The organism is Streptomyces sp. NPDC058697 (assembly GCF_042715345.1).
In the GTDB taxonomy this organism is placed as follows: domain Bacteria; phylum Actinomycetota; class Actinomycetes; order Streptomycetales; family Streptomycetaceae; genus Streptomyces; species Streptomyces liliifuscus.
Map to the genome: position 1 here is coordinate 137,864 of NZ_JBHXSU010000023.1, position 11,654 is coordinate 149,517.

The window sequence follows — 11,654 nt, forward strand, 5'->3', positions numbered from 1 at the left end:
CGACGCGAGTACGAGCCGACCTGACCCGCGTCCGTGCCCACCCCGCTGCGCTAACGTCGTCCCACGGGGTATTCGACGCACCCGCCCCGGAGGGGACTTCGTGGGTATCGAGAGCGACCAGGTCGTCTACGAGTATCTGAGCCGTGTCGGAGACGTGGCCCAGCAACGGCAGCTGCCGTCGGGCATCCGCATGCGCCTGGTCTCGGAGCTGCGCAACGAGATCGACAGGCGCCGGGCCAAGGCGACGATCGACAGTCCGGCCGCGGTCCGCCGCATCCTCGAAAAGCTCGGCACCCCCGAGTCGGTCGTCGCCGCCGCGAACGCCGGCACCGGCGGGGGCGAGGGCCCGGCCGAGCCCCGGACGGCCGTCCCCACCCAGCGCGCTCAGGAACCCGAGCCGCGGCCCAAGCGCCTGCGCCGGGTCGTCCCCCGGCCGCGCCCCGCCGAGCCGGACGTCCCCGCGACCGCCGACTCCGCGCCCTCCCCGCCGCACCTCGCGAGCGCGGAGGAACTCGGGTCCGGACAGCCCGACTGGTGGCGGGTGGAGAACAGCCCGTTCGGGTCGGTGGACAGCGTGCCCGGGTTCACGGGCGGCATCGAGATCCCCGAACTGCTCAAGCCGCCGCCCCGGGAGACGGACGAGCCTGACCCCAAGCCCGCGGCGCCCGTAGTGCCCGCGGCACCCGTCGTGGCGGCCGAGGCGGACACGGAGGCCGGGAAGAAGACCCGCCGCCTCGTCCCCCGGCTGCGCCCCATCGGCGGCGGCTGGACGAACCCGCTCCTGCTGCTCGCCGCGGCCCTGCTGGTCGCGGGCGCCGCCATCGGCAACCTTGTGATGCTCGGCCTCGGCTGGCTCATCGCCTACCTCTCGCGCCGCCTCAGCCCCACCGAGTCGAAGTGGGCCGTCCTCGGCGTCCCCGGCCTGGCCGCCACCGCGGGCATCGTCTGGCTCTGGGGCCGTACGGAAGGCCGCTGGGGCACGCCCATCGCGGACGGCCGGATGAACGACGCGGTCGCCGAGACCTGGCCCTGGGTCCTGCGCGGCGCGGCTATCGCTTCGGCGCTGTACCTGGTGTGGAGGTCCCAGCGCCCGAGGTAGCGGTGCCTGAAGTGCCGGTGCTTGAGGCGGTGGTGTCCGAGGTGGCGGTGCCTGAGGCGGTGGTGTCCGAGGTGGCGGTGCCCTCCGGGACGCCTCCCTGGGCCGGAACCTCCGGGATTTCAGGGGCCTCAGGGGCCTCCGGGGCCTCCGGAGCCTCCGGGCCGTCCGCGGGGCGGAGGCCCTTGGCGTCACCTGCCGGGCTCGGGGCTTCGGGTTCGCTTGCCGGGCCTGGGGCTTCGGTGTTGTCCGCCGGGCTCGGGGCTCCGGGCTCGCCTGCCGGGCCGGGGAGTCCGGCACCGCCCGCCGGGACCAGGGCTTCGGTGCCGCCCGCCGGGCTCGGGGCTTCGGTGCTGCTCGTCGCGCCCGGAACACCGGCATCGCCGCCCCGCCAGGGCGCCCCCGGCACCACCAGCGGCGACCCTGTCACCGGATCCGGCACGACCACGCACTCCAGGCCGAAGACCTCCCGTACGAGATCGGCCGTGACGATCTCCGAGGGTGGCCCGGAGGCGACGATCCGGCCCTCCTTCATGGCGATGAGGTGGTCGGCGTAGCGGGCGGCCTGGTTGAGGTCGTGCAGGACGACCACGACCGTGCGGCCGCGGTCATGGTTCAACTGGCGTACCAGGTCGAGGACTTCCACCTGGTGTGCGATGTCGAGGTACGTCGTCGGCTCGTCCAGGAGCAGCAGCTCGGTCTCCTGCGCGAGCGCCATCGCGATCCAGACCCGCTGCCGCTGCCCGCCCGACAGCTCGTCCACGGGCCGCTCGGCCAGCGAGGCCACGTCCGTACGCTCCATCGCCTCGGTCACGGCCCGCTCGTCCGACTCCGACCACTGCTGCCACCAGCTCTGGTGCGGCTGCCGGCCACGCGAGACGAGGTCCGCGACCGTGATCGCCTCGGGGGCGACCGGCGTCTGCGGCAACAGCCCGATCTGCTGCGCGATCCGCTTGGTGGGCAGCTTGGCGAGCGAGGTCCCGTCCAGGAGCACGGCCCCGCCCTTCGGCTTCAGCAGCCGCCCGAGCGCACGCAAAGTGGTCGATTTGCCGCACGCGTTGGGCCCGACGACGACCGTCACCCGCCCGTCCGGAATCGCGAGATCCAGCTCGCGCACCACCGTGCGGTCCTCGTACGCGAGCGTCAGCTCACGCGCCGACAGCCTGCTCATGCCCAGCCCCTCCTGCCCATTGCCATGCCCTGCCTCACGCCTTGACCCCGGAACGGACGGTACGGCTCCGGACGATGAGCCAGATCAGATACGGCGCCCCCACGGCCGCCGTGAACACCCCGACCGGCACCTCGGTCGGCGAGAACAGCTTCCGCCCCAGCAGATCGGCCAGTACGACGATGACGGCACCGAGCAGCGCCGAGCACACGAGCGGGATCTGCGCGGTCCGGGTCGTCCGACGGGCGATCTGCGGAGCCAGCAGCGCCACGAAGTCGACGGGCCCCGCCGCCCCGGTCGCCACCGAGGCGAGGACGACCCCGAGCACCACGAGCCCCAGCCGCACCCGGTTCAGCCGCACACCGAGCGCCGTCGCCGTGTCGTCGTCCAGGCCGACCGTCCGCTGCGCCCGAGCCGCCCACGCGACGGCCGGTACGAGGACCAGCAGCGTCCAGCCGAGGGGCGCGGCCTCCGCCCAGCCGCGGCCGTTCAGCGAGCCCGTCATCCAGATCTGCGCCTGCTGCGCGACCAGATAGTCGCCCTTCGTCATGAAGAGCGTGGTCACCGAGCGCAGCGCGATCGCGAACCCGATCCCGATGAGCACGAACCGCGTCGCGTGCAGCCCGCCGCGCCAGGCGAAGACGTACACGAGCGCGGCGGCCAGCAGCCCGCCCGCGACGGACAGATACGGCAGGACCGTGTACGACGTCACCCCGAACGTCATCGCACCCACGGTCAGCGCGCTCGCGCCCTGACTGATCCCGATGATGTCCGGGCTCGCGAGCGGATTGCGGGCCACGGTCTGGATCAGCCCGCCCGCGACCCCGAAGGCCGCCCCGACGAGCAGCCCGACCACCAGCCGGGGCGCCCGCAGCGTCCCGACCACCAGCTCGTCCGCCGACGGCCGCCCCGTCAGGACCTTCAGCACCTCACCGGGCGCGACGAAGCTCTCGCCGACACAGAGGTACGCGAGACAGGCCGCCGCGAGCAGCACGGCGAGGCCGGCGGCGACGGCGACCGCCCGCCGGTGCAGCAGGAAGGTGGCCCGCCGGGCGCGGAGTACGGAGTATCCGGCGGAGGTGGCGGTCGCCCTCCCGGCCGTGGAGGCCTTGGGAGTTGGGGGCGTGGCGGGCGTTGGGGGCGTTGGGGTCGTTTGGCTCGTCGCGGCCGTCGTCACGCCGGTACCGCCTTCCTGCGGACGAGCCCGACCAGGAACGGCACGCCGATCAGCGCCGTCATCACGCCCGCCGGGACCTCGCTCGGCGGGAACAGCACCCGGCCGACGGTGTCCGAGACGAGCAGCATGGTCGGGCCGAGGAGGGCGGCCAGCGGCAGCACCCACCGGTGGGCGGGCCCCACGATCGCGCGGGCGATGTGCGGAACGGCAAGCCCGACGAAGGCGAGGGGCCCGGCCGCGGCGACCCCGACCCCGGTGAGGACGGTGGCCCCGAGCCCGCCGACGATCCGTACCGTCGCGACCCGCTGCCCCAGCCCCTGGGCGACGTCCTCGCCGAGCGCGAGCGCGTCGAGCCCGCGGGCCACCGACAGCACGAGCACGGCCCCGACCAGCAGGAACGGCCACACCTGCCCGACGATCTCCGCGTCCCGCCCGGACAGCGAGCCCACCTGCCAGAAGCGGAACTCGTCCAGCGCGGACGCCTTCGTGGTGAGCACGGCCGTGGTGACCGACACGAGCAGCGCGTTGATCGCCGCGCCGCCCAGGGCGAGCTTCACCGGCGTCGCGCCGCCCCGTCCGCTCGACGCGATCGCGTACACCGCGACCGACGCGAGGGCCGCGCCTGCGAAGGCGAACCACACATACCCCGTGAGCGTGTGGATCCCCGCGAACGCGATGGCGAGGACGACCCCGACCGACGCGCCCTGGCTGATGCCGAGGATGCCGGGGTCGGCGATGGGGTTGCGGGTGATGCCCTGGAGGACCGTGCCGGCGAGCGCGAGTCCCGCGCCGACCATGAGGCCGATGGCGGTACGGGGGACGCGGAGGCCGCGTACGACTTCGGCGGCGTCGCTGTGGCCGCCGTTCAGGAGTGCGTCCAGCACGGCGGAGGGTGGGATGGCGCGGGCGCCGACGGCCAGGCTGAGCAGGGTTGCCAGCAGTAGCGCGATGACGGCTGCCGCGAGGGCGACGGCGCGTCTGGCTTGCATGGCTGGTGCTCCGCTGGGCTGGGCGTTGGTTCGGTAAGGCTTGGCTGAGTCTATGTGGCAGTTATGGGTCGTCGGCTGCGGGTGGGTGGGGGCTGGTCGCGCAGTTCCCCGCGCCCCTTAAGGGGCGCTGATGCTCACCGGGGCATCACAGGAGAGCCATCTTTGCTGGGCACAATGGTCCATATGACTTCTCGTGTGCTGACCGTCGGTTTCGATCTCGACATGACCCTCATCGACTCCCGGCCCGGTATCCACGCCTGCTACCAGGCGCTCTCCGCGCGGACGGGGACGTACATCGATGCCGATCTGACCATCACGAGGCTCGGGCCGCCGCTCGCGGAGGAGCTGGTGAACTGGTTCCCGGCCGAGGAGGTCGAGGCCGTGGCGGACGTCTACCGGGAGATGTACCCCACACACGCCATCGCCCCGACGCCCGCGATGGCCGGCGCCCGTGAAGCCATAGCGGCGGTACGGGAAGCGGGCGGCCGGGCCATCGTCGTCACCGCCAAGTACGAGCCGAATGCCAAGCTGCATCTCAGCCACCTCGGCATCGAGCCCGACGCCGTCATCGGCGGCCTGTGGGCCGAAGGCAAGGCGGAGGCCCTGCGCGAGTACGACGCCGGCATCTACGTCGGCGACCACACCGGCGACGTACGAGGCGCCCGCACCGCGAACGCCCTGTCCGTAGCGGTCGCCACGGGCCCGTGCGACGCGGAGGAACTGCGCGCGGCGGGCGCGGACGTGGTGCTCAAGGACTTGCTGGAGTTCCCGAGTTGGCTGGCGGGGCACACGAAGGCGCCCCGCTAGGACCCCTCACGCGCCTGGCGCCGCCCGCTGGCAATCGACTGGAACACCCCCGCCCCCGCAATCAGGAACCCGACCCCCATCAACATGCTCAACCCGAACATGTACGTGGGAAAGGGCGTCGTACCCAGCAACAGTGGGGCAACGGTGACCAGTGTGGCCAAGGCGCCGACGAAGAACACGATGGCACCGGCACGGATCAGTCCGTCTCCGGTCGCGGCGGAATTCGTTTGGGTTTTGTCACGCACCCGACCAGGGTAGTTCCCTGCGCGGAGGAACAATCCGGCGACGTCTTGTCAGCAGCCGCCGGACCATTAGCCTTGGTACCGGCGGGTCCGACGACCCGCTGTAGTGCTATACGGACCCGTTTCCCGAGCAGTTTCGGCCGCAGTTTTCAGACGCAGTTTCCCGACGAGTACGAGGACGAGGACAGACGTGCCTACCGGCAAGGTCAAGTGGTTCAACAGCGAGAAGGGCTTCGGCTTTCTCTCCCGCGACGACGGCGGCGACGTCTTCGTTCATTCCTCGGTCCTGCCCGCCGGAGTCGATGTTCTCAAGCCGGGTCAGCGCGTGGAGTTCGGCGTGGTCGCCGGGCAGCGCGGTGACCAGGCGCTTTCGGTGACGATCCTGGACCCGACCCCGTCCGTCGCGGCCGCCCAGCGCCGTAAGCCGGACGAACTGGCGTCCATCGTGCAGGACTTGACGACCCTCCTCGAAAACATCACGCCCATGCTGGAAAGGGGCCGCTACCCCGACAAGGCCTCCGGCGCGAAGATCGCAGGCCTGCTCCGAGCGGTGGCGGACCAACTGGACGTCTAGGGGACCTGCTTCGCAGGGCTCGACACCGGGCTTCGGCGCCCGCGCCCCGTTGCGGGGGGCGGGCGCAGCTTTTTAGGGGCGCGGGGAACTGCGCGACCAGCCCCCACCGACCCGCACGTACATCTGGACCTGACGACCCCATCGCCCCGTTCAACAACCCTGTTCAGGGAAACGAAAGCGCGTCCGGCGCAAGAGCCGGCACCAGCCCCTCCGCCGCCGCCCGCGTCAACAGCCCCCGAACCGCCGCATACCCGTCCTCACCGAGGTCGGCCGTGAACTCGTTGACGTACAGCCCGATGTGCTGGTTCGCGACGGAGACGTCCATCTCCTGGGCATGCTCCATGACGTACGCCCGAGACGCCTCGGGATCGTCCCAGGCGGCCCGCACCGACGTCCGGGCGGACTCGGCGAGCAGCCGCAAGGTGTCCTCGCCCAGCGACCGCCTGGCGATGATCGCGCCGAGCGGGATCGGCAGCCCCGTCGTCGACTCCCAGTGCTCGCCCATGTCCGCGAGCTTGTGGAGCCCGTAGTTCTGGTAGGTGAAGCGGGCCTCGTGGATCACCAGGCCCGCGTCGACCTTGCCGTCCCGTACCGCCGGCATGATCTCGTGGAACGGCATGACGACGATCTCGCCGACCCCGCCGGGCACGACGTCGGCGGCCCACAGGCGGAACAGCAGGTAGGCGGTCGACCTCTCGCTCGGCACGGCGACCGTGCGGCCGGTGAGGTCCACGCCGGGCTCCCGGGTCAGCACCAGCGGCCCGCAGCCCCGCCCCAGGGCGCCCCCGCAGGGCAGCAGTGCCCAGTCGTCCAGGACGTACGGCAGGACGGCGTACGACACCTTCAGGACGTCGAACTCGCCGCGTTCCGCCATGCCGTTGGTGATGTCGATGTCCGCGAAGGTCACGTCCAGCGCGGGCGCGCCCGGGATCCGGCCGTGGGCCCACGCGTCGAAGACGAAGGTGTCGTTCGGACAGGGCGAGTACGCGATCTTCAGCGGCTCGGTGCCACCGGAGCCGCCTGTGCCTGCACTGGCGTCGGCGTCGGTCTCGTTGTCATTGAGTGCGGTCATGTGGATTCCAACTCTCCAATGCGGGCGCGAGCTTCCCGAATGCCCCGGTGAGTGCCGCGAGGGCGTCCCCGATCCGCCAGGCGGCACGGTCGCGGGGCCCGACGGGGTTGGACACGGCACGGAGCTCCAGCACGGGCACACCGTGCGCGGCGGCCGCCTCCGCGACCCCGAACCCCTCCATCGCCTCGGCGAGCGCCCGTGGATGGCGCCGGCGCAGTTCGGCGGCGCGTTCGGCGCTTCCGGTCACGGTGTTGACGGTGAGAACAGCACCGGTACGCGCTCCGGTGACGGCCGCGACCGCTCGTACGAGTGATTCCGGCGGATGGTGGGTGACGGCGCCGAAGCCCAGTTCGGTGACCGGTACGAATCCGTCCGCGGTCTCGGCACCGAGATCGGCCGCAGTGATCTCGTCGGCGAGGACGAGCGACCCGACGGGCGCCTCGGGCTGGAAGCCGCCCCCGATACCGGCCGAGACGACCAGGTCGTACGGCCCGGAGGGCTGTTCATCCAGCGCGGCTGCCGTCAGCGCCGCCGCGGTCGCGGCGGCGGCCGCCGCCGGGCCCACGCCCGCGGCGAGCAGATCGAAAACAGCGGGGCCGCCGTCCGCGGGCGCCACCCTGCTCAGGCTCGCCCCCGGAATCGCGTACTCCCGGGCCGGCGAGGGCGCGAACGCCGCAGCCACCGCGTCCCGTTCGACGAGGACGGCGGTGGCTACGAGGACACGCATGGGCGGCGGACCGGGCGGCTCAGGCGTCGGCGTTCTCGAGCTTGAAGTTCCAGACGCCCGCGAACTTCGAGTCGGCCTTGTTCTGCTGGACGATGCTGATGTTCAGCGTCTTCGGCGCGGGCTGGCCCTGCTGGCTCGCGAAGAGGTCGACGCCCTCGAAGGAGTAGTACGTCTTCTTGAACGGGTCGGTGACGCGCTGACCGTTGATCCACAGGGCCCAGCCCTCGTCGGCGATCTCCGGGTCGACACCGATCCGCAGCGTCTCGCCCTGCGGGACGCTGATCGTGTCGGAGGCCTTCTTGAGGGCGCACTTGGCGGCTTCCGCGCGGCCGATGTTGTCGCCGTCCTTGTAGCACTCGGCCTCGGTGCTGACCGAGTCGCTGCCGATCGTGACGGTGGCCATCGGCGTCGGCTTGTCACAGGCGGACAGGACGAGAAGTCCGGCGGAAACGGCGCCTGCGGCGGCGACGGCGCGGCGGCGGCGCGCGAGGGGACGCTGGGAGCTCATGGCCGAAGGCTATCGGGCGGTCCCGGGGCCCCACCTATGTGGGTGGGGTTCGCGGCGCGCCGCGCTTGTCCTCAAGCGCCGGACGGGCTGAGGGGTGGCGGGGCCGTGACGAGAGGTGCGGGCCCGTCGTGGCTGGTCGCGCAGTTCCCCGCGCCCCTAAAAGATTGCGCAGTTCCCCGCGCCCCTAAAGACTGCGCCGTTCCCCGCGCCCCCAAAGATTGCGCCGTTCCCCGCGCCCCTCAAAGACTGCGCCGTTCCCCGCGCCCCTTCAGGGGTCGAGCCCGTCACGCCACTCGTGCGTGCTGTCGTCCCCCGCGGCGGGCCGCTACCAGCAGCCCCTTCACCGTGGTGAGCCAGCCGGCGGCGACGATTGCGGCGGCTACGGACAGGCCCAGCGTGCCGTTGAGTGGGAGCGCGATGCCGATGGCCCCGCCGACCACCCAGGCCATCTGCAGGATCGTCTCCGAGCGGGCGAACGCGGACGTGCGGACCAGTTCCGGCACGTCCCGCTGGATCAGCGCGTCCAGCGACAGCTTGGACAGTGCCTGCGCGAACCCGGCGAACGCGGCGAGTATCGCGACCAGGATCACCCCGAAGAACACCGCGGCCGTGATCGCGACCCCCAGCACCACCGCGATCACCGTCACGATGATCAGCTCCGGGGACCGGGTTCTCAGCGCCGCCCCGACCGCCGTGCCGAGCGCGTTGCCCGCGCCCGCCGAGACACCCACTATCCCCAGCGAGACCGCCGCACTCGCACCGGCCAGCGGATGCTCGCGCAGCAGGAACGCGAGGAAGAAGATCAGGAACCCGGAGAGACAGCGCAGCGCCGCGTTCGCGGCGAGCGCGTGCGTGACCGCCGTGCCGACCGTACGCAGCCCCGGGCGCTTCGGCGGTTTCAGGTGCGGCCCGTGCAGGTGCTGCTCGTCCGCGGCGAGCAGGGCCTTGTCCTCGCCCTTGGCCGAGTCGACCTTGTGCGGGAGCTGGAACGACAGGAACGTACCCGCCACGAAGATCACGAAGGCGCCGTAGAGCGGATAGCGCGGCCCGAGCGCCTGCAGCCCGGCCCCGATCGGGGCGGCCACACCGGTGGCGAGGAGACCGCCGAGCGTGACCCGGGAGTTCGCCTTGACCAGGGAGAACGCGGGTGGCAGAAGCCGGGGCACCACCGCGCTTCTGACCACGCCGTACGCCTTCGACGCCACCAGGACGCCGAGGGCCGCCGGGTAGAGCTCGATGCTGCCCGTGACGACCGCGCTCGACAGCAGCAGCGCCATGAACGCGCGGGCGATGAACGCGCCCGCCATCGCGGCGCGGCGGCCGTGCGGGAGGCGGTCCAGGAGCGGCCCGATCACCGGGGCCAGGAGTGCGAACGGGGCCATCGTGATCGCGAGGTAGAGCGCCACGCGGCCGCGGGCCTCGTCCGTCGGCACCGAGAAGAAGACCGTGGAGGCGAGCGCGACGGTGATCATCATGTCGCCGGCGCCGTTCACCCCGTGCAGTTCGATCAGCTTGCCGAGGCCCGACTCGCCCGCGCCGTGCGCGTGTGTCGCCTTTCTGATGCCCCTCGCCGTACCCGTGAACGGCAGGTGCAGGGCACGCCCGACGGAACGGACGGCCCCTCGAACCGGGCCCGATCCGCTCGTTCGTCCGGCCCCGGCCCCACCGATCCCGGTGGCACCATGGGGCGACCTTGCGGCTGCCACTCCGCAATAGTGCCCCGAGAACGGCTCATCTAGCGCGGTTACCGCGCGTATAGGGGCTGAGTGGACGCTGTGAGTTCGCCGCTGAGCGGCAGGTTCCGGGGGATTGCGGAGCCGCTCCGTAAGGGCGGACCGGCGAGATTCCGCCACCGAACGGCGGAGAACGGCCTGGCAGGTGCGCGGAGCCGGCCGTCGCGGGACCGGGCAAAGCGCCCATCGCGGAGCCCGCAAAGGCCACGCCGGGGAGCGGCGAAGAGACCGCGGTGTAGGCCAGGCGCCGACGAGACGGTAGCGTGCGTAGCGCGCCCGCGGCGGTTGTTCTCGGCCGCGCGCCTCTCGGCCATCCCGCAGAATGGATGACGTAGGTGCGCCCGAGTGCGATCGGGCGCGGACGTCGACGCGGCCCTCCGGTCCGCTCCGTCCGCACCCCCGTCGAGGGACGGCGCACTCGTGAGACGGCGTAGGAGAGAAGCGATACCTGTGAGCGCGACAACGCGAAGCCGAACCCCCGACCGTCTGTGCGCCGAGGCCGTCGACCTCGCCCGGGCCGCCGCCGAGGAGGCCGCCGTGCCAGGCGTCGTCGGCGAGCACGCGGGGATGGTCAGCGAAGGGGATCGCGTCGTCACGCACTTCTTCGAGTGCAAGGACCTGGGCTATCGCGGGTGGCGCTGGGCCGTGACCGTGGCGCGGGCCTCGCGGGCGAAGCTCGTCACCCTCGACGAGACGGTTCTGCTGCCAGGACCTGACGCGCTGCAGGCACCCGAGTGGGTGCCGTGGAGCGAGCGGCTCCGGCCCGGGGACATGGGTCCGGGGGACCTGCTGCCCACGGACGCGGAGGATCTGCGCCTGGAGGCGGGGTTCTCCGGCGAGGACGAGCCCGCGCCGAACTCGCCGATCTCCGAGGAGATGGCCGAGCTCGTGGAGGCGGAGGACGCCGAGGTCACGGCCGGGACGCCGGCCACGCTGCCGGCCGTACCGACCCGTGGGTCGATCGCCTCCGTCGCCGAGGAGCTCGGGATGCGGCGGGCGCGGGTGCTGTCGCGGTACGGGCTGCATGTCGCCGCCGACCGCTGGGAGGAGTCGTACGGGCCCAAGACGGCGATGGCCCAGGCCGCTCCCGCCACCTGCGTCAGCTGTGGCTTCCTGAATCCGATCGGGGGCTCGCTCGGGCAGGCGTTCGGGCTGTGCGCGAATGAGTTCTCGCCGGCTGATGGGCGTGTGGTTTCGCTGTCGTACGGGTGCGGTGGGCATTCGGAGGCCGCGGTCATGCCCAAACCGCCTCGTCCCGCGCCGCCGGTGATCGACGAGACCCGGGTGGACCCGTTCCCCCTTCGCCCGTCGCCGGACTCGGGGTCCGTGTCGGTGGGCCCGGACGAGCCGTCGTCGGAGTTCGGCCACTCCTAGGCTGCCGCCGGCTCGCTGTTGAGTGCGGGTTGCCCGTGGCTTGTCGCGCAGTTCCCCGCGCCCCTGGGTGAGTGGGGCTCGGTGTCGTGTATCGGGTGCGGGTGAGTGGGGGCTGGTCGCGCAGTTCCCCGCGCCCCCAAAGACAAAAAGCCAGGGGCGCAGCCCCGCTTTTTAGGGGCGCGGGGAA

Annotated in this window: 11 protein-coding genes and 1 pseudogene; 4 read left to right on the plus strand and 8 right to left on the minus strand. The window is 72.2% G+C overall.

The features are described from left to right. The first annotated feature begins 100 nt into the window (after nucleotides 1-100). The gene (locus tag ACFWXQ_RS37105; protein ID WP_383940214.1) at nucleotides 101-1,099 is read left to right on the plus strand and encodes a hypothetical protein; all 999 of its coding nucleotides are present in this window, start codon (nucleotides 101-103) and stop codon (nucleotides 1,097-1,099) included. 370 nt (nucleotides 1,100-1,469) lie between these two features. Here the strand turns inward: ACFWXQ_RS37105 and ACFWXQ_RS37110 are convergent. The 3 genes and pseudogenes from ACFWXQ_RS37110 to ACFWXQ_RS37120 all read right to left on the minus strand — a co-directional run. Beyond that, nucleotides 1,470-2,267 (minus strand): annotated as a pseudogene (locus ACFWXQ_RS37110) (ABC transporter ATP-binding protein); the annotation flags it as partial. A gap of 34 nt (nucleotides 2,268-2,301) precedes the next feature. Next, nucleotides 2,302-3,300, minus strand: coding sequence for a FecCD family ABC transporter permease (locus ACFWXQ_RS37115; RefSeq protein ID WP_383940295.1), 999 nt, complete (start codon nucleotides 3,298-3,300; stop codon nucleotides 2,302-2,304). A gap of 137 nt (nucleotides 3,301-3,437) precedes the next feature. Further along, nucleotides 3,438-4,430, minus strand: coding sequence for a FecCD family ABC transporter permease (locus ACFWXQ_RS37120; RefSeq protein WP_383940211.1), 993 nt, complete (start codon nucleotides 4,428-4,430; stop codon nucleotides 3,438-3,440). 174 nt (nucleotides 4,431-4,604) lie between these two features. Here ACFWXQ_RS37120 and ACFWXQ_RS37125 point away from each other — a divergent pair, with 174 nt between their 5' ends. Next, on the plus strand, nucleotides 4,605-5,237 hold the full coding sequence (locus ACFWXQ_RS37125; RefSeq protein ID WP_383940208.1) for an HAD family hydrolase: 633 nt from the start codon (nucleotides 4,605-4,607) through the stop codon (nucleotides 5,235-5,237). Here the strand turns inward: ACFWXQ_RS37125 and ACFWXQ_RS37130 are convergent. Continuing rightward, nucleotides 5,234-5,482: a hypothetical protein gene (locus ACFWXQ_RS37130; RefSeq protein WP_383940205.1), complete on the minus strand. Its 249-nt coding sequence runs from the start codon at nucleotides 5,480-5,482 to the stop codon at nucleotides 5,234-5,236. The two genes, ACFWXQ_RS37125 and ACFWXQ_RS37130, sit on opposite strands and share 4 nt — an antisense overlap. 187 nt (nucleotides 5,483-5,669) lie before the next feature. On the opposite strand from ACFWXQ_RS37130, the gene ACFWXQ_RS37135 reads away from it, so the two are divergent. Next, nucleotides 5,670-6,053: a cold-shock protein gene (locus tag ACFWXQ_RS37135; protein WP_055610283.1), complete on the plus strand. Its 384-nt coding sequence runs from the start codon at nucleotides 5,670-5,672 to the stop codon at nucleotides 6,051-6,053. Nucleotides 6,054-6,216: 163 nt separating this feature from the next. On the opposite strand, the gene ACFWXQ_RS37140 is transcribed toward ACFWXQ_RS37135, so the two are convergent. The 4 genes from ACFWXQ_RS37140 to ACFWXQ_RS37155 all read right to left on the minus strand — a co-directional run bounded on the left by ACFWXQ_RS37140 (nucleotide 6,217) and on the right by ACFWXQ_RS37155 (nucleotide 10,066). Next, complete coding sequence (locus ACFWXQ_RS37140; RefSeq protein ID WP_383940202.1) at nucleotides 6,217-7,125, minus strand: 1,4-dihydroxy-6-naphthoate synthase; 909 nt, start codon at nucleotides 7,123-7,125, stop codon at nucleotides 6,217-6,219. Continuing rightward, on the minus strand, nucleotides 7,109-7,852 hold the full coding sequence (locus tag ACFWXQ_RS37145; RefSeq protein WP_383940199.1) for a futalosine hydrolase: 744 nt from the start codon (nucleotides 7,850-7,852) through the stop codon (nucleotides 7,109-7,111). The genes ACFWXQ_RS37140 and ACFWXQ_RS37145 overlap by 17 nt, the downstream gene beginning before the upstream one ends. A gap of 19 nt (nucleotides 7,853-7,871) precedes the next feature. Beyond that, the gene (locus ACFWXQ_RS37150; protein WP_383940196.1) at nucleotides 7,872-8,360 is read right to left on the minus strand and encodes a hypothetical protein; all 489 of its coding nucleotides are present in this window, start codon (nucleotides 8,358-8,360) and stop codon (nucleotides 7,872-7,874) included. A gap of 284 nt (nucleotides 8,361-8,644) precedes the next feature. Further along, nucleotides 8,645-10,066, minus strand: coding sequence for an MFS transporter (locus tag ACFWXQ_RS37155; RefSeq protein ID WP_383940193.1), 1,422 nt, complete (start codon nucleotides 10,064-10,066; stop codon nucleotides 8,645-8,647). A 477-nt stretch (nucleotides 10,067-10,543) separates the two neighbouring features. Here ACFWXQ_RS37155 and ACFWXQ_RS37160 point away from each other — a divergent pair, with 477 nt between their 5' ends. Further along, on the plus strand, nucleotides 10,544-11,467 hold the full coding sequence (locus ACFWXQ_RS37160) for a DUF3027 domain-containing protein (RefSeq protein ID WP_383940190.1): 924 nt from the start codon (nucleotides 10,544-10,546) through the stop codon (nucleotides 11,465-11,467). Nucleotides 11,468-11,654 lie beyond the last annotated feature (187 nt).